At 65.4% G+C, this 17,710-nt stretch carries 14 protein-coding genes; 9 read left to right on the forward strand and 5 right to left on the reverse strand.

Translation table 11 applies throughout. The annotated features are described in order from the left end of the window. Nucleotides 1-36 precede the first annotated feature (36 nt). The 3 genes from OVY01_RS02260 to OVY01_RS02270 all read left to right on the forward strand — a co-directional run bounded on the left by OVY01_RS02260 (nt 37) and on the right by OVY01_RS02270 (nt 5,576). Complete coding sequence (locus tag OVY01_RS02260; protein WP_267845329.1) at nt 37-2,085, forward strand: M3 family metallopeptidase; 2,049 nt, start codon at nt 37-39, stop codon at nt 2,083-2,085. A gap of 265 nt (nt 2,086-2,350) precedes the next feature. Then, complete coding sequence (locus OVY01_RS02265; RefSeq protein ID WP_267845331.1) at nt 2,351-4,702, forward strand: putative bifunctional diguanylate cyclase/phosphodiesterase; 2,352 nt, start codon at nt 2,351-2,353, stop codon at nt 4,700-4,702. Between the two features lie 154 nt (nt 4,703-4,856). Beyond that, nucleotides 4,857-5,576 (forward strand): FadR/GntR family transcriptional regulator, encoded by a 720-nt coding sequence (locus tag OVY01_RS02270; protein WP_267845333.1) that lies wholly within the window; start codon nt 4,857-4,859, stop codon nt 5,574-5,576. A 6-nt stretch (nt 5,577-5,582) separates the two neighbouring features. On the opposite strand, the gene OVY01_RS02275 is transcribed toward OVY01_RS02270, so the two are convergent. Next, on the reverse strand, nt 5,583-7,340 hold the full coding sequence (locus OVY01_RS02275) for an IlvD/Edd family dehydratase (RefSeq protein ID WP_267845335.1): 1,758 nt from the start codon (nt 7,338-7,340) through the stop codon (nt 5,583-5,585). Between the two features lie 259 nt (nt 7,341-7,599). Between OVY01_RS02275 and OVY01_RS02280 the strand changes: the two genes are divergently transcribed. Then, nucleotides 7,600-9,393, forward strand: coding sequence for a tannase/feruloyl esterase family alpha/beta hydrolase (locus tag OVY01_RS02280; protein ID WP_267845336.1), 1,794 nt, complete (start codon nt 7,600-7,602; stop codon nt 9,391-9,393). Between the two features lie 80 nt (nt 9,394-9,473). Here the strand turns inward: OVY01_RS02280 and OVY01_RS02285 are convergent, their stop codons facing one another. After that, nucleotides 9,474-10,025 (reverse strand): TIGR00645 family protein, encoded by a 552-nt coding sequence (locus tag OVY01_RS02285; protein WP_267845338.1) that lies wholly within the window; start codon nt 10,023-10,025, stop codon nt 9,474-9,476. Nucleotides 10,026-10,267: 242 nt separating this feature from the next. On the opposite strand from OVY01_RS02285, the gene OVY01_RS02290 reads away from it, so the two are divergent. Next, the gene (locus tag OVY01_RS02290) at nt 10,268-11,749 is read left to right on the forward strand and encodes an amino acid permease (RefSeq protein ID WP_267845339.1); all 1,482 of its coding nucleotides are present in this window, start codon (nt 10,268-10,270) and stop codon (nt 11,747-11,749) included. 52 nt (nt 11,750-11,801) lie between these two features. Here OVY01_RS02290 and OVY01_RS02295 read toward each other — a convergent pair whose 3' ends face one another. After that, nucleotides 11,802-11,954, reverse strand: coding sequence for a hypothetical protein (locus OVY01_RS02295; protein ID WP_267847761.1), 153 nt, complete (start codon nt 11,952-11,954; stop codon nt 11,802-11,804). Between OVY01_RS02295 and OVY01_RS02300 the strand changes: the two genes are divergently transcribed. Further along, the gene (locus OVY01_RS02300; protein WP_267845341.1) at nt 11,953-12,519 is read left to right on the forward strand and encodes a GNAT family N-acetyltransferase; all 567 of its coding nucleotides are present in this window, start codon (nt 11,953-11,955) and stop codon (nt 12,517-12,519) included. The genes OVY01_RS02295 and OVY01_RS02300 overlap by 2 nt on opposite strands. A gap of 58 nt (nt 12,520-12,577) precedes the next feature. After that, nucleotides 12,578-13,396 carry a GNAT family N-acetyltransferase gene (locus tag OVY01_RS02305; protein WP_267845342.1) on the forward strand — a complete coding sequence of 273 codons (819 nt, stop codon included), beginning with the start codon at nt 12,578-12,580 and terminating at the stop codon, nt 13,394-13,396. Here the strand turns inward: OVY01_RS02305 and OVY01_RS02310 are convergent. Beyond that, nucleotides 13,393-14,097, reverse strand: coding sequence for a CPBP family intramembrane glutamic endopeptidase (locus OVY01_RS02310; protein ID WP_267845344.1), 705 nt, complete (start codon nt 14,095-14,097; stop codon nt 13,393-13,395). The genes OVY01_RS02305 and OVY01_RS02310 overlap by 4 nt on opposite strands. Nucleotides 14,098-14,235: 138 nt before the next feature. Beyond that, a complete protein-coding gene (locus OVY01_RS02315; RefSeq protein ID WP_267847638.1) occupies nt 14,236-14,721 on the reverse strand; it encodes an Lrp/AsnC family transcriptional regulator in 486 nt (161 codons plus the stop codon). Between the two features lie 163 nt (nt 14,722-14,884). On the opposite strand from OVY01_RS02315, the gene glmS reads away from it, so the two are divergent. After that, nucleotides 14,885-16,714: a glutamine--fructose-6-phosphate transaminase (isomerizing) gene (glmS, locus tag OVY01_RS02320; RefSeq protein WP_267845345.1), complete on the forward strand. Its 1,830-nt coding sequence runs from the start codon at nt 14,885-14,887 to the stop codon at nt 16,712-16,714. A 99-nt stretch (nt 16,715-16,813) separates the two neighbouring features. Then, on the forward strand, nt 16,814-17,683 hold the full coding sequence (locus OVY01_RS02325; RefSeq protein ID WP_267845346.1) for an MOSC domain-containing protein: 870 nt from the start codon (nt 16,814-16,816) through the stop codon (nt 17,681-17,683). The last annotated feature ends 27 nt before the right edge of the window (nt 17,684-17,710 follow it).

The raw sequence follows: 17,710 nt of genomic DNA on the forward strand, positions 1-17,710 counted from the left end.
TGTCTTCCGGAGCGTTCCCGCATGTCCCTGGCCCCCATGTCCCCTGTCCCGTCCAATCCCCTGTTCGCGGAGTGGCCCGCGCCATATGGCCTGCCGCCCTTCGCCGCGCTGCACATCGACCACTTCGAACCGGCATTCGAGACCGCGCTGGCGCAGCACATGCGCGAACTCGACGCGATCGCCGCGCAGGCCGCGCCGCCCGACTTCGACAATACGATCGCCGCCTTCGATCGCGCCGGCCGCATGGCACAGCGCCTGGAACTGCTGCTGGACAACCTGGCATCGAGCGAGACGTCCCCACCCTTGCAGGAAGTGGAACGCCGTCTGGCATCGCGCCTCGCCGCACACCGCAACGCCATCTACCTGCATGCGCCACTGTTCGCACGCATCGACGCGGTGCGGCGCGAGGCCGGCGACCTGTCGCCCATCCAGCGCCGGTTGCTCGAACGCCTCCATCTCGATTTCGTGCGCGCCGGCGCCCTTCTCGAAAACGCCGATCGCGAGCGCTACGCGGCGAACGCCGAAACGCTCGCAACGCTCCACATCCGTTTCGGCCAAAACGTCCTTGCCGACGAAGCCGCGTTCCTGCTGCCGCTGGATACGCCGGAAGACTTCGCCGGCTTGCCGGAATCGCTGATCGCGGCCACGCGGGAGGCGGCGCTCGAGCGCGGGCTGGCGGCGGGACGCCATGTGCTGACGCTTTCGCCGTCGATGGTCGAACCGTTCCTGAGTTTCTCGTCGAACCGGGCCCTGCGCGAGCGGGTCTGGCGGGCGCGCAGCGAACGCGGCGCACACCCGGGCGAGCACGACAACCGCCCGGTGGCCGCGCAGATCGTCGGCCTGCGCCAGGAACAGGCGGCCCTGCACGGTTACCCGAGCTACGCGCATTACGTTCTGACGGACCGCATGGCCCGCACGCCCGAGGCGGTGGACGCACTGTTGATGCGCGCCTGGCAGCCCGCGCTGCAACAGGCGGACCGGGACCGCGCGGACCTCGAGGACCTGGCCCGGCAGCTTGGGGAACCCTTGCCGATCGCGGCATGGGACTGGCCCTATCTGGCGGAAAAGATCCGCGCCGAGCGTTATGCACTGGACGACGCCGTCGTCAAACCGTATTTCTCCCTCGACGCGATGATCGGCGCGATGTTCGACTGCGCGACCCGCCTGTTCGGCGTGCATTTCGTGGAGATCGCGAATCCCACGCTGTACCATCCCGACGCGCGGCTCTGGGAAGTGCGCGACGCGCAGGCGCAACCCGTTGGCCTGTTCATCGGCGACAATTACGCGCGCCCGACCAAACGCAGCGGCGCCTGGATGCATATTTTCCGCAGCCAGTCGGGCATCGACGGCGGTACCCTGCCGATCGTCATCAACAACAACAATTTCGCGAAAGCCAGCCCGACCCTGTTGAGCTTCGACGATGTGCAGACCCTGTTCCACGAATTCGGCCATGGTCTGCATGGCCTGCTCTCGCAAGTGCCCTACGAGCGGCTGGCCGGCACCAGCGTCCTGCGCGATTTCGTCGAACTGCCCTCGCAGATTTTCGAGAACTGGGCGCTCGAACCCGAGGTGCTGCGCCGTCACGCGCGGCATGTCGAGACCGGCGAGCCGCTGCCCGAGGCCCTGATCGAACGGTGCGTGCGCGCCAGACAGTTCGACCAGGGGTGGCAGACCCTGCAATACGTCGCCCCGGCGCTGATCGACATGGCGCTGCACGCGCTGCCTGCGGGCACGCCGGTGGACATCGAGCAATTCGAGCAAACGCAGCGCGCGCGGCTGGGCGTCCCCGCCGACGTCGGCCTGCGGCACCGCCTGCCGCACTTTCAGCATCTGTTCTCGGGAGATGGCTACGCGGCCGGCTATTACGTCTACATGTGGGCCGAGGTGCTCGACGCGGACGGCTATCTCGCTTTCACGGAGGCGGGCGACCCGTTCGACCCCGAGGCGGCGCGGCGGCTGCACCGTCACATCTATGGCGCGGGCAACGGCCAGGACCCGGCGCAGGCGTATCGGGATTTCCGGGGTCGCGACCCCCGGCCCGAGGCCATGCTGGCGCGCCGCGGCCTGTTGCCCGTGGCGGCCTGACGCCCGGCGCCCGGCGCCCGGTGTCCGGCGCCCGGTGTCCGGCGCCCGGTGTCCGGTGTCCGGTGTCCGGTGCTAAAGATTTCCCGTTTCGTGTCGTAATCGGGGGAGAAGCAGGAAATCGACGCCGGGCGCGCGCCTACCGCCGAGGTTCCCGCGCGCGCCGCGCACACCGCAGGCGGAATCACCCAACGGAAGCAGCGGTCATGGAGAGAGGAAAGACGCACGAGAGGGGTCACGGACTCGCGGCGGCCCATGGGAGCCGCGCATGAGACATTTGTCCTCCTTCTTCAGTCGTTTCGTTCCGGCGGTTCCGCCCCATCTGGCGGGGCGCGTGCGCGTCGAGCAGGTCGATACCCTGGCGAGTCTGGGCGGCGCGATCGGCTGCGTCGGCGTGCTGGCCGCGCTGGGCATCTGCCTCGCCTTCTGGCGTTCGGCCCCGCACGGCTATCTGGTGGGATTTGCCGCGCTCTTCATCATGATCTACGGGGCCGCCTTCCGCCGCAGCGTAATCTGGCGAGGCCGGGCCAGACCGCGGGAAATGGCGCTTCGGACGTATCGGATACGCAACCTGCATGTCGGCGTGATCGGCCTGCTCTGGTCGACGATGCCGATCAACCTGGCGCCCTTCGCCAACGCCAACCAGATCCTGCTGATCGTCTGGGTCAGTTCCGGATTGATCGCGTCCTCCGTCGTGATCGCCCCGACGCTCCTCGCGGCGTTCGCCATATCCATTCCGGTCGCGGCCGGTACCTTCGTCTCGATGCTGATCAATCGCGGCGCGGCCGGCCCGCTGTTGGGGGCCCTCGTCCTGGTCTATACCGCGCTGATCATCGTCAGCACGCTGCACAACCATCGCAGTTTCGTCCAGCGCACCGTGGGCAGGATGGAGCTGGAGGAACAGCGCGAGGTCGTCGGCCTGCTGCTGCGCGAATTCGAGCAGGAATCGAGCGACTGGTTGTGGCGAACCGAGGCGAATCATCGTCTCGAACATATTTCCGAGCGGATGGTCCAGGCCCTGGGGATATCGGAACACGACCTGCACGGGCTGCACTTCCTCGACTGGATCACCGCGCTGATCGACGACTCGACCGTCGCCGTGAGCCGCCTCGCCATGCTCGCCGACGCATTCGACCGCCGCGACGCGTTTCGCGACCTGCTGATCCCCGGCCGGATCGACGGTCAGAGATTCTGGTGGCGCATCACCGGCAAACCCATTTTCGAGAAAGATGGCGCGTTCCGCGGCTACCGGGGCGTGGGCAGCGACGTCACGATCGCCGAGGAAGCGCAGGCGCAGATCGCCCACATGGCGAGTCACGACAGCCTGACCGGCCTGCCGAATCGTCTGCGTTTCCAGGATACGCTGGCGCGTGCCTTCACGGCCCCGACGCCGGGCTTCGCGGTGCTCTGGCTGGATCTGGACCAGTTCAAGATCGTCAACGACACCCTGGGGCATGCGGCCGGCGACGCGCTGCTGACTATGGTGGCCGCGCGACTGCGCGAGTGCGTCGATGCAAGCGACGTCGTCGCCCGTCTGGGCGGCGACGAGTTCGCCATCTTCCAGGCGGTGTCGGACACGCCGCGCGCCACCGAACTGGCGCGCAGGGTCGTGGCATCGATCACCGCGCCGTATCAGTTGCAGGACATGCGCGTGGGCATCGGCGTGAGCCTGGGCATCGCGCTGGCCGCCACCGACGCGCGCTCCCCCGAAGATCTGCTCAAATGCGCGGACCTGGCGCTGTACCGGGCGAAGGCCGAGGGGCGCGGCACATGGCGTTTCTACGAAGCGGCCATGGATGCACGCGCCCAGGCGCGACGGTCTCTGCAAAGCGATCTGCGCCTCGCGCTCGATCGCCGGGAATTCAGTCTGATGTTTCAGCCCATCATCGACCTCGCCACGTCACGCGTCGCCGTGGTCGAGACGCTGCTGCGGTGGACGCATCACGGACGCGGACCGGTACCGCCGGACAAATTCATTCCCCTTGCCGAGGAAACCGGCCTGATCGTGCCGATCGGCGAATGGGTGCTGCGGCATGCCTGCGAGGAAGCGCTGCACTGGCCCGCCGGCATTCGGGTCGCGGTGAATCTCTCGCCGGTCCAGTTCCGCGACGCCTCCCTGCTGCGGGTCGTCGACGCGGCGCTGCGCGACAGCGGCCTGCCGCCCGAACGGCTCGAACTCGAAATCACCGAATCGGTGTTCCTCGAAGCGGACGACACGGTGCTCGCGACCCTGCACGCGTTACGCTCGCGCGGCGTGAGTTTCGCGCTCGACGATTTCGGGACCGGCTATTCCTCGCTGAGCTATCTGCGCAGCTTCCCCTTCGACAAGGTGAAGATCGACAAGTCGTTCGTGCATGCGAGCACCGGAGACAGCGGCAGCCTCGCCATCGTGCGGGCCATTATCGGGATGGCGAACAGCCTGGGCATGACGGTCATCGCCGAGGGCGTCGAAACCCAGGAACAGCTCGGACTGGTGCACGCGCAGGGCTGCATGCAGGTGCAGGGCTATTTTTTCAGCCGCCCCCTGCCGGCGAACGGCATCCGCGACTATATCGACAGTCCGTCGCCCGCCGCGCTGACCGCCTTCGCCACGCACGCGGCGGACGTTCCGCTCAGCTGAAAGTCGCGCGTCCCGCGCCCGGCGACGCCCCGTGCGCGCAATCGAGGGAAAAAGGCAAAGATCGTCGGCCGGGACCGGAACGTCGTACTATCTGGCATTCGTCGTTATCGCGCCATCGGTCCCGCCGCACGCATCGAGCCGCCCTCATTCAGCCATGAACTACCGACAGCTTCCGCAACGCAAGAGCATGCATGGGCGCATCGTGCAGGATCTCGGCAGGGATATCGTCAGCGGCACGGTCGCCCCCGGCGAGCGCTTGCCCGCCGAGGCCCTGCTATGCGAAAAATACGGCGTCAGCCGGCCCGTGCTGCGCGAAGCGACCCGGGTGCTGGTGGCGAAGGGACTCGTGGTGTCGAAGCCGCGCGTGGGCAGCGTCGTCACGCCGCGCGCCAGTTGGCACATGCTCGACCCGGACGTGCTGCACTGGACGCTCAGCAGCGTGCCAGAGGGAGAATTCTTCCGTTCGGTGCTGACGGTGCGGCGCATCATCGAACCGGCCGCCGCCGCCCTCGCGGCGACGCTTTCGAACGCGGACGACCTGGTGCGCATCGACGCCGCGTACCATGCGATGGAAGACGCCGAGCGCGCCGCCGATCTGCTCGAGCCCGATCTCGAATTCCACCGCGCCATCATGGCCGCCACGCACAACGACATGCTGGCCTATATCGGCGACATGCTGTCCCTCGCGCTGTCCGAATCGATCCGGCTCACGAGCCTGCACCCCGACACGCGGGCCTTGTCGCTGCCGCGTCACAAAGCCATCCTCACCGCGATCCAGAACCGCGATCCGCTGGCGGCGCGCCAGGCCAGCCTCGTGCAGCTGGAAAGCGCCCGGGCCGATGCGGACAGTCTGCTCGACGGCCCCCAGCCCTGAGCGTCTTCAGTGCGAGTGCCGCGGCACGTCGGCGCCGCGGCAGCCCACCAGGAAGTCGAAATCGCAACCCTGGTCGGCCTGCAGGACGTGGTCGACGTACAGCTTGCGGTAGCCGCTGCCGTCGGCCGGCAGGGCTGTTTGCGCCGCGTGCCAGACGACAAGGCGCTCGGCCAGTTCGGCGTCGCCGATTTCCAGTTGCAGACTCCCCGCGAAACAATCGAGCGCGATCCAGTCGCCGTCGCGCACCACCGCGAGCGGGCCACCCGCGCGGGCTTCCGGCGCCACATGCAGCACCACCGTGCCATACGCGGTGCCGCTCATCCGTGCGTCCGAGATACGCACCATGTCGGTCACGCCCTGCGCCAGCAACTTCGGCGGCAAGCCCATGTTGCCGACTTCCGCCATCCCCGGATAACCCTTCGGACCGCAGTTTTTCAGGACCATCACCGAATTCGCATCGACGTCGAGTTCGGGATCGGCGATACGGGCCTTGTAGTCGTCGAAATTCTCGAACACGACGGCACGGCCGCGATGCTTCAACAGCGACGCGGTGGCCGCCGACGGTTTCACTACCGCGCCGTTTGGCGCCAGGTTCCCGCGCACCACGCACAACCCGCCGTCGGGCACCAGCGGCTTCCCGATCGGCCGGATCACCTCTTCGTCATGGATCGGCGCGTCCTGCGAATTGCGCCAGAGCGACGCGCCATTGGCGGTGAGCGCGTCGGGATGCGGAAGCAGGCCCGCTTCCCCCAGCCGGCGGATCACGCCCGGCAAACCGCCCGCGTAATAGAACTCCTCCATCAGGAAACGTCCCGAAGGCTGCAGGTCGACCAGGGTTGGCGTGCCCCGGCCCACGCGCGTCCAGTCGTCGAGTTCCAGCGCGACGCCGATGCGTCCGGCGATCGCCTTCAGATGGATGGCCGCGTTGGTCGAGCCGCCGATCGCCGCGTTGATGCGGATCGCGTTCTCGAAGGCTTCCTTCGTCAGCAGTTTCGACAGCGTGAGGTCCTCCAGCGCCATGTCGACGATGCGCATGCCGGACATATGCGCGAGGACGTAGCGGCGCGCGTCCACCGCCGGGATCGCGGCATTGTGCGGCAGCGTCACGCCGAGCGCCTCGGCCATGCACGCCATCGTCGACGCGGTGCCCATCGTGTTGCAGGTGCCCGCCGAACGGGACATGCCCGCTTCCGCCGACATGAACTCGTGCAGCGTGATCTTGCCCGCCTTCACCTGCTCGCTCAGTTGCCAGACCACGGTGCCCGACCCGATGTCCTTGCCGTGATGCTTGCCGTTGAGCATCGGTCCGCCACTCACCGCGATCGCCGGCACGTCGCAGCTCGCCGCGCCCATCAACAGCGCCGGCGTGGTCTTGTCGCAGCCCACCAGCAGCACCACCGCATCCACCGGATTGCCGCGGATCGATTCCTCGACATCCATGCTGGCGAGGTTGCGCGTAAACATCGCCGTGGGCCGCAGGTTCGACTCACCGTTCGAGAACACCGGAAATTCGACCGGGAAACCGCCCGCCTCGAATACGCCGCGCCTGACATGCTCCGCCAGCTTGCGGAAGTGCGCGTTGCAAGGCGTCAGTTCCGACCAGGTATTGCAGATGCCGATGATCGGCTTGCCCTGGAATTCATGGTCCGGAATGCCCTGGTTTTTCATCCAGCTGCGGTACATGAAGCCGTTCTTGTCGGCGGTGCCGAACCACTGAGCGGAGCGCAACGGGCGTTTGGGCGGCTTGGGCGTGTGAGCGGACACAGGTTATCTCCATTTTGCCGCTCATTATAGTAAGACTATTCGCCTTTCCAATGCGGGTTAACACCGCTGCGCGTGCGGTTCGTCCGGAGACAGAGTGTGACTATTCCGGGATCGCGCGCCCGACGCGATCTCCGGCCATGCCGCCTGCATGCGCGGCCGCCGTCAACCTGCCGTAAGAAACGACCGCGCCGCGCGCGGAACGACGGGCACCGGGGCCGGGATATACTGAGACCCCCTTTTGCCGCACACCTTTCCCGAAATGCACGTTTTGTCGATCGATCGTTGTTCTGCCGTAAACCGCGTCGTCCTGGCGGTCTGGACCGCCTTGCTCCTCGGTCTCGCACTCGCCGCCGCCGCGCCCGCCCGGGCCGCGACGAACGGCCCGGCGCACGCCGTGACGCCGGTGCAGAGCTGCGAAAACCTGGCGCGCACCGCGTTGGACGATGTGGTCGGCGCGCCCGCCACGCTCACCACGAAACAGCTGACCACGCCTCAAGGCGCGTTCTGCGAGGTCAGCGGCAACATCGCGCCCACCATCGGTTTCAAGCTCGACCTGCCAATCTCGAAATGGCGGGGACGCTACCTGCAGGCCGGTTGCGGCGGGCTGTGCGGATCGATCAACGCCAGCATCGGCAACGCCGGTTCGTGCCGCCCGGCGCTCGACGGCGAATTCGCCGTCGCCGCTACCGATATGGGCCACACCGCAGCGATGGGCAGTGCCGACGAATCCGCCTTCGCCGCCGATCCGCAAAAACGCATCGACTTCGCCTATCGCGCGAATCACGTCACCGCGCTCGCCGCCAAGGCCTTGATCCGGGCGTTCTACGGCGTGCCCGCGCGCTACGCCTACTTCTCCGGCTGCTCCGACGGCGGCCGCGAGGCGCTCATGGAAGCGCAGCGCTATCCGGACGATTTCGACGGCATCTCGGCCGGCGCGCCCGCCATGCTGTTCCAGATACAAAATTCCTTTTTCCATGCGTGGAGCGTGGCCGCCAACCTGCGCGCCGACGGCAGTCCCATCCTGCTCGTGCCGAAGCTTGCCGTGCTGCACCGCGCCGTGATCGCGCACTGCGACATGCTCGACGGCGTGAAGGACGGGCTCCTCAGCGACCCGCGCGCCTGCCGCGTGCAGCCGGAATGGGTGGCATGCCGGGCGAACGCCGGCAACACGGCGAACTGTCTCACCACCGAGGAATGGGGCGCCGCGCGCAAGATGTATGAAGGCCCGACCGATGCCGCCGGGCACCGCTTCCTGCCGGGCGGTCTCGAACCCGGTTCCGAGCTGATGTGGACGTCGTTCGTGCCCGCCAAAGCCGGCGCGCCCGTCATGTCGGCGGCCTTGTTCAAGAGCATGGTGCCGGTGGTCAGCCTCGCCCCCACGCCCGCCGAATCGGACCCGCGCACGTTCCCGTTCACCACGGCCGAGTTCGACCACCTGCAAGCCCTGCACGGGCTCAACGATGCCACCGATCCCGACCTGCGCGGGTTCGCTTCCCATGGCGGCAAGCTGCTCATGTGGCAGGGATGGGCCGACTTCTCGATCGCGCCGGCAATTTCCGTCGCGTACTATCGGGCCGTCCAGGCGCAAATGGGCGTGGCTCCCACCGACCGTTTCCTGCGCCTCTTCATGATTCCCGGCGTGGGACACTGCGGCGGCGGCGATGGCTTTACGCAAATCGACACGCTGAGCCCCTTGATCGCGTGGGTCGAAAACGCCAGGGCGCCGGCCCAACTCGTCGCCGATCGCGTCGCACAACGCGGGAACGGCCCGATGGGAGGCAGCGACGGCCGCGGCGGCGGCATGGGGAAAATGGCCGAGCGTCCGCCGGTCGCCACGCCGAACCAGCCCGCGCTCGCAAGCCGGCCCATCTACCCCTTCCCGGCGATCGCGCATTACGTCGGGCACGGCGACCCCGATCTGGCATCGAGTTACCGCCCGGGCCCCGGTCCGGTGGTGGAGCCGGCGACGATCGATTGGTATGGCCGGTTCATGCTCGCCCCGGGCTTCCAGAAGCCCTACACCGTACGCGACCTCTCCGGAAACGCACCGTAAGCGGCGCGAAATCGGTCGTCAGCCGGGCCGCCGATCGACATCCCCCGTCGACGGCGGCCCCGAACCGTGCTCATGCAGGATCACTGCGCAGCGTCATTGCGCACGCGCGACATCACATAATCCATCGCCGCCAGCAGCACCGCCGACACCACGAACGTGATGTGGATCGCGATGCCCCAGGTCATCGTCCGGTTGCTGACCTGCTCGATCGTCAAAAAATATTTGAGCAGCTCGATCGCCGAGATGGCCACGATCGACGCCATCAATTTCAGTTTCAGATCGCCGAACCCCACATGCCCGATCCAGTCGGGCGTGTCCTCATGACCGTCCAGCTCCAGCTTCGACACGAAATTCTGATATCCGCCGAAGACGATCATCAACAGCAGATTCGCCATCAGGGACAGGTCGATCAGACCCAGGATGCCGAGGATCGTGTTCTCGACGCTGATGGAGACGATATGCTTGGCCATCTCCCACGCTTCCTGTCCGAACTTGAACAGGATCAACAGCAGGCTCAACGACAAACCGATGTAGATGGGCGCGAGGATCCAGCGGCTTGCGAACAGGCCCTGCTCGATCAGATGCTCGACCGGATTTTCCGGCCGGCCTTGGGTCTTTTCCTGCGGGGTCATTGCCTTTTCCTGTGATGTCCGGCGTCGCCGTGTAACGGTATGGCGCATGATAAAGCGAATTGTAAGGTGGCGGCGCGAGCCAGGGTAATCGTGGTGTGCCAACGACGCCGAATTCTTTCCCGCGTCATTTCGGCGGGCGTATGCTGCATCGAACGAGACGGGCAATACCGGGGCAACACCGGGGCAACACCGGCCCGGCACCGCCGCACCGCGACGGCATCGTCGATTTCCAGGAGAACGCCTTGACAGAGCATTCCGGAATCAGCGCACGCAAGAGCGTGGCGGATATCGTCGACGGTGCCCACGGAGTACGGGGCGGCGGTCAGCCGATGACGAAAACCCTCGGCGCGACCAGTATCACCGCGATGGGCATCGGCGCGATCGTCGGCGCCGGCATTTTCGTGCTGACCGGCACCGCGGCGGCGCGCTACGCCGGGCCGGCCATCATGTTGTCCTTCGTCCTCGGCGGCGTCGCCTGCGCGTTCGTCGGCCTCTGCTACGCCGAACTCGCCGCGCTGATTCCCGTGAGCGGCAGCAGCTACACCTATACCTACGCGACGCTCGGCGAACTGTTCGCCTGGATGATCGGCTGGGACCTGATCCTGGAATACGCGATGGGCGGCGCGACGGTCGCCGTCGGCTGGTCCGGCTATGTCGTCAGCGTGCTGAAAAACGTGGGGGTCACGCTGCCGCCCGTCTTCACCGCGGCGCCCGGCACCGCCATCGTGCTGGACGGCGGCGCGCACGCCACCGCCCTGCTCAATCTCCCCGCCGCCGCGATCGTCCTCCTGCTGACCGGACTGTTGATGCTGGGCACCAGCGAATCCGCGAAGCTGAACAACGTCATGGTCGCCGTCAAACTCGTGGTCGTGGTGGCCTTCATCGCGCTGGGCGCATTTTCGGTACGGCGCATCAACTGGACGCCATTCATTCCGCCGAACACCGGCACCTTCGGTCATTTCGGCTGGAGCGGCATCCTGCGCGGCGCCTCGGTCGTATTCTTCGCGTTCATCGGCTTCGATGCGGTCTCCACCGCCGCGCAGGAAGCGAAGCGTCCGCAGCGCGACATGCCGATCGGCATCCTGGGTTCGCTGGTGATCTGCACCGTCCTGTATATCGCCGTCGCCGCGGTGCTCACCGGGCTCGTGCCGTACGCACGGTTGAACGTCGCCGATCCGATCGCCAAGGGCGTGGACGTCATCGGCTTGCCGTGGTTCTCTATCCTGATCAAGCTCGGCGCGCTGACCGGCCTGACCACGGTGATCCTGGTGCTGCTCTACGGCCAGAGCCGCATCTTCTACACGATGGCGCACGACGGCTTGCTGCCCGCGGTGTTCGCGCGCATCCATCCGCGCCTGCGCACGCCGTATCTGAGCCAGGCGATGATCGGCGTGGTGGTCGCGATCGTCGCCGCGCTGGTGCCGATCGGCATTCTCGGCGAGATGGTCAGCATCGGCACCCTGTTCGCCTTCACGCTGGTATGCGCGGCGGTCATCTATCTGCGCCGCAGCGAGCGCAACCGGCCGCGCCCGTTCCGCGTGCCCGCCGTGCCGGTGGTGCCGATCCTCGGTATCCTGTTCTGTCTGCTCCTGATGTTCGGCCTGCCGCTCGCAACCTGGGCGCGGCTGGTGATCTGGCTGGTTCTCGGTTTGGCGGTGTATTTCTCGTATGGACGGCACCATTCGGCGTTGCGCGGCAAGGAGCATCCGGCGAAGGTGCGTTGAAGATGGATTGAAGATCCGTCGGCCCGCATGCACGGCATGGCGATCTTCGACGTTATCGAGAACAGCGTCGAATCCACCGGTCGTTCTCGACCGTCCGCTCATCCATGGCGCCATCGCCGGTATTGACGGTACCGCGCGGCTCGATCAACAGCGGTTTGACCCCTGGTTTTTTCCGGGATTTGCCCGTTGCTTCCAGACTCTCCATGCCACCATTCAAGCCGGTCACGCTCGAAACGCCCCGTTTGACTCTCCGTCCGTTGCAGGACGACGATGCGCAGGCGCTGTTCGCCATCTGGTCGGACGTGGAGGCGATGCGCTATTTTTCGTTTCCGGCGATGCATTCGCTGGATCAGGCGGTGGATCGCATCGCGCGCCAATCGAACGCCGCGGCCGACCAACAGCATCTCATTTGCGTGCTGGTGTTGCGGACCACCGGCGAAGTGATGGGCGACTGCGCGTTGAGCCGTATGGACGTGCCCAACCGGCACGCAGAGATCGGTTTTTGCCTGCAACGCCTGCATTGGGGGCAAGGCTACATGCATGAGGCCGCTTCGGCACTGCTCACGCACGCGTTCGACACCCTGCATCTGCACAGAATCGAAGCGGATATCGATCCACGCAATACCGCTTCGGCGCGTCTTCTCGAACGGCTTGGCTTCATTCGTGAAGGACTGCTGCGCGAGCGCTGGCGGGTTGGCGGCGAAGTATCGGACAGCGCGTTGTACGGGTTGCTGGCGAGCGATGGGCGTTCGCCGGCGCGCTTCGTTTGAGCGGGACGACCTTCACATTGACATCGTGCAAATAACCACATTCGACACGGCACTCGCCATGGAAGAGATGGATGCGTGTCACCTCGCCCGGCAAGCCGCCACCCATGCGCATCTTTACCCTGGCCAGAAAGCCGTTTCGATCGATATCGCCGGCGGGACCGCGATGCTTACGGAAACACGTTACGGCCGAAAGCTGAATCACGTCGCCGGTGCGGGAATGCTGTCCCCGTTCGATCATGACCGGATCGCTCGTCTGGAGCGACAGTACGAAGCGATCGGACTACGGGCTGAGTTCGACCTGTGCCCTCATGTGAAACCGGACTGCCTCGCGGTGCTGGCACGCCGGTGCTATACCGTCAACGCCTTTTCCAACAGCTATGCGTTGACGCTGGCCGCGCTGCCCGCGACACCGGCCATGCCGAATGGGTTCGCGGCGCGCCTCGTCGATGGCGAAGAAGCCAGGGCGCAATGGATAAAGACATCGGTTGCCGCGTTTTCGCATGTCGACACGGGGAGGTCGGTCGCATTGGCAGAGATCCTTGCGCGCAACGCGGCGCATCGGTTAGACACGATCTTGCGCATGCTCGACATCGACGGCGCGCCCGCCGGCAGCGCCGCGATGGCTATTTTCGATACATCCCTCGGCAAAACGGCTCACCTGTATATCGCGGGAACGCTGCCCGAATTCAGAAAACGAGGCGTTCAAGCCGCTTTGCTGCACGCGCGCTTGCAGCAGGCACGCGACATGGGATGTGTGCTTGCGACGCTTACCGCCCGGCCGCATAACGGCAGCGCGCGAAACGCAGAGCGTGCGGGCTTCACCCTCGCCTACACCAAACCGACCTTCGTCGCACCGGACCGCCGGAGTCCGCATTAAACAAGCGTCGCCACGAGGTTCGCCAGATTATGCGCGATCACCGGAAGGAGAATCGAACCGCTATTCACCGTCAAGAGTGCCAGGCCCGCGCCGACCGTTCCGGCAATCGCGAGAGTGGCGATGTCGAAGTGCATGTGCAACGCGGCGTCGACATGCAGTGCATGAACCAGACCGAACAGCATCGCGCTGGCCGATATGGGCCCCGCTACCCTCCAGAACGCCCGCCCCCCCTTCCCGCATGGCTTCCCGTCTGCCGCCGCGAGTACGTACCTGAGAAAGGCGGCGCGAAAAACGGCCTCTTCGTCGATCCCGGGTAATGTGGCTTCGTACGCGAGCAGCGCCCGATCGGTCGGCGGTCGACCGCCCTCGCTATCCAATAGCGAAACAGCGACGGAAAACAGCAGCAACAAAAGAACGATGCCAAGGCTTTGCCAGAGGGTCCCTTCTTTCTGCCTGAACGTCATGAATTCGCGCGCCGGATCGCTGCGTTTCCGGGACAGAATGATCGTGTAGACACCGACGATGCTGAACAGCTTGCCGCTCCAATTGACATGGCCCAGGTACAGCACGGGAAAAACGAAAGGAAGGGAAAGGAGAAAAACACTCAAGGCGAAAACAGCGAATGCCGCCGCCAGATACCGGTATTGAATTCTCGATACCGGCCAACTCGACAGAAAGGTCCACGGCGCGGTGATCAGCATCGCCGAGGCTGTCGACAGGTACGAAGATAGCGCGTGCATGTGGTATTTTTCTGAGCGATCGTGACATAAACGGATGCAGCGCATGCCATTGCGCCAGCAGGTCCGCGATGCACCCGTTGAACGCACAGCTAGCGCGCTCTACTTACATACCGCCGCCCGAACGCCTGCATTGGCTTCGAATTTTGCACGATGGGTGGAAAAAAACGTTCGTACGTTGCGGACATTCGTGGCGCTTTTGAACAGCCGCCGTGCAAGTTCGTCGTATTCGTTCATGTCCGTCATCTCGACGACGAGCACGAAATCAGGGCCTGGCGAAACGCGATAGCACTGCGTCACGGCGCGCTCAGCGCAAATGTAGGATTCGAACGCGCCCAGGTCCTCCATGCTTTGCCGGTCGAGACTGACCTCGACGATCGCCGTCAGCGTCCGGCCCAGCCTGGCGGCATCGAGGACCGCAATCTCCCGTTGAATCACGCCCGCTTTCCTGAGGCCGCGGACCCGGCGCAGGCAAGTGGCCGGCGACGCATGGACGCGTGCGGCCAATTCGAGATTGGAAAGCGATGAATCGCATTGCAGTATGCCGAGAATTCTCATATCCAGTTCGTCCAAATAAATTCCCGGCATCCTTTCTCCGCGGCGCGTCTCATCCCGTATGAAATTAAATTTCATCATAAATAAATGATGTCGTCAAATTCCAAATTACCCGGAAAAATGAAGATTAATTTCATAACCCGCCCGTTACCATCGTCTCACGCTTTCCCATCAAGCCCAGGCGCGGAGAAATGCCATGTGTGGAATTGTCGGCGCAGTCGCGCAACGCGATGTCCTGCCCATTTTGATCGATGGCCTCAGGCGCCTGGAGTATCGCGGCTACGATTCATGCGGCGTCGCGTTCCATCACGACCGGCGGCTGCTGCGCGCCCGCTGCGTCGAGCGTGTCGCGAAATTGCAGGACGACATCACCTGCCTGGGCGCGCCGGCTTACGCCGGCATCGCGCATACCCGTTGGGCGACGCACGGCAAGCCCATCGCCGAAAACGCCCATCCGCATTTTTCGCCAAACGCCGACGTTCCCCGCATCGCCCTTTCCCATAATGGCATCATCGAGAATCACGAAACATTGCGCACGATGCTGGAACGATACGGGTACGTGTTTTCCAGTCAGACCGATAGCGAAGTCATCGCCCACCTGATCGATCATCTGTACGACGGCGATCTCTTCGAGGCGGTGCGGGAAGCCGTCGGGCAACTGGAGGGAAGTTACGCCATCGCCGTGCTGTGTCGCGACGAACCGCATCGTCTCGTGGGGGCCCGCGACGGGATGCCGCTTGTCGTCGGGGTCGGCGAGGGCGAGCATTGCCTGGCCTCCGACGCCATCGCCTTGTCCAACGTCACCGATCGGATCGTGTATCTGGAAAATGGCGATGTCGTCGATGTCCAGCTTTATCGCCACTGGATCGTCGACGCGGAAGGCCACCGCGTGGAACGCCCGGTCCATACGGTCGCCCTGCATGGCGGTGCGGCGGACCTGGGCCCGTACCGCTATTACATGCAGAAGGAGATCTTCGAACAGCCGCGTGCGGTAGTCGATACCTTGCAGGACGTCACATCGATCATGCCCGAACTGTTCGGAGACAACGGGTGGCGCGTCCTGAACGCGGTGGATTCCGTGCTCCTCCTCGCATGCGGCGGCAGCTACCACGCCGCGTTGACGGCGAAATACTGGATCGAAAGTCTCGCCCGGCTTCCCGTGAGCGTCGAGATCGCCAGCGAGTACCGTTATCGGGATGGCGTGCCGAACGCGAAAACGCTGGTTGTCGCCGTTTCGCAAAGCGGCGAAACGGCGGACGTGCTCGGTGCGTTGCAGGTGGCGAAGCGACAAGGCATGCACCACACCCTGGCGATATGCAATGTTCCGACCAGCGCGCTGGCACGCGAATGTTCGCTGACCTTCTTCACGCGTGCCGGCGTGGAAATAGGCGTGGCCTCGACCAAGGCCTTCACGACCCAGCTCGTGGCGCTGTTTCTGCTCGCGTTGACGCTGGCGCAGTGCCGCCGCCGTCTGTCCGAACAGGACGAGCAGCGGCACCTGCTCGCGCTGCGGCATCTGCCCGACGCGATGACCCGGGTGCTGGCGCTGGAACCACAGATCGTCGCGTGGGCGGAGCAATTGACACGCAGGCAGGACATCCTGTTTCTCGGGCGCGGCATGCATTATCCGATTGCGATGGAAGGTGCGTTGAAGATGAAGGAAATCGCGTACATCCATGCCGAGGCCTATGCCGCCGGGGAGTTGAAGCACGGCCCGCTCGCGCTGGTGAGCGACGAGATGCCGGTGGTGGCCGTCGCGCCCAACGATCGTCTGCTGGAAAAACTCAAGTCGAACATGCACGAGGTCAGCGCCCGCAGCGGGAAACTGTATGTGTTCGCCGACATCGACTGCCGCATCATGTCGGGCCCCGCCATCGAGGTCATCCGTCTCACCGAACATCATGGTCTGCTCTCGCCCATCCTGCACACGATCCCGATGCAGCTGCTGGCGTTTCATGCGGCGCTTGCCCGCGGCACGGATATCGACAAGCCGCGCAACCTGGCGAAATCGGTGACGGTCGAGTGAAGGGCGTTGGATGGGAGTCGCCGGCTCGCGGGTGGGGAGGTCCGCATTCCCGCCGCCATCCTATACACTGATCGTGTTCTCCCCCTCGCCTCCGCCCCCATGCCCGTCCTCGCCGGCCTCCACGTCTACCCGATCAAGTCTTGCGCCGGCATCGTCCTGTCCGACGCGCCGGTATGGCGTACCGGCCTGGCCTACGACCGCACCTGGATGGTGGTCGACGCCGCGGGCACGATGCTGACGCAGCGCACCGTGCCGCGGCTCGCCCTGGTCCGCACCGCGTTCGACGCGCCGGATCTGCGGGTCTGGGCGCCGGGCATGGGCGAACTGCGCACGCCGCTGGAGGTAACCGACCCCGACGCCTCGGCAAGCGTGGCGACCCAGGTATGGCAGGCCGCGCTTCGGGCGCTCGACACGGGCCCCGCCTGCGCCGCCTGGTTCTCGGACTTCCTCGGCATGCCCGCGCGTCTGCTGCGTTTCGACCCGCGCGTCGAGCGCCGGGTCGCCTCCTCGTGGCACGTCGGCGCACCGGCGCCGTTTCATTTCGCCGACGGCTTTCCGCTGCTGGTGACGAGCGTCGCCTCGCTCGACGACCTGAACGCGCGCCTGTCGCGCAAGGGCGCCCCCATGATACCGATGGACCGTTTTCGGCCGAACCTGATCGTTGATGGCTGGGAAGCGTACGAGGAAGATCACATCACCGATCTCACGATCCGCGCGCCCGGCGCCGACGTCGGGATCCGCCTCGTGGCACCCTGTTCGCGATGTCCCATGCCGACGATCGATCAGCGAACCGCGGCGCGCGATCCCCTTTGGCCGAACGAACCGACGGACACGCTGGCAACCTATCGGCGCGACGCCCGCGTCGGCGACGCGGTGACCTTCGGCTGGAACGGCGTGGTGACGGCCGGCGTCGGCGCGCATCTGGCAACGGGGCAGCGCATCGAGGCGGAACTGGATTTCGGCGATTGACCCCACCCGCGAAGCGTCGCACCCCAT

The sequence above is a fragment of the Robbsia betulipollinis genome (assembly GCF_026624755.1).
Taxonomy (GTDB): Bacteria; Pseudomonadota; Gammaproteobacteria; order Burkholderiales; family Burkholderiaceae; genus Robbsia; species Robbsia betulipollinis.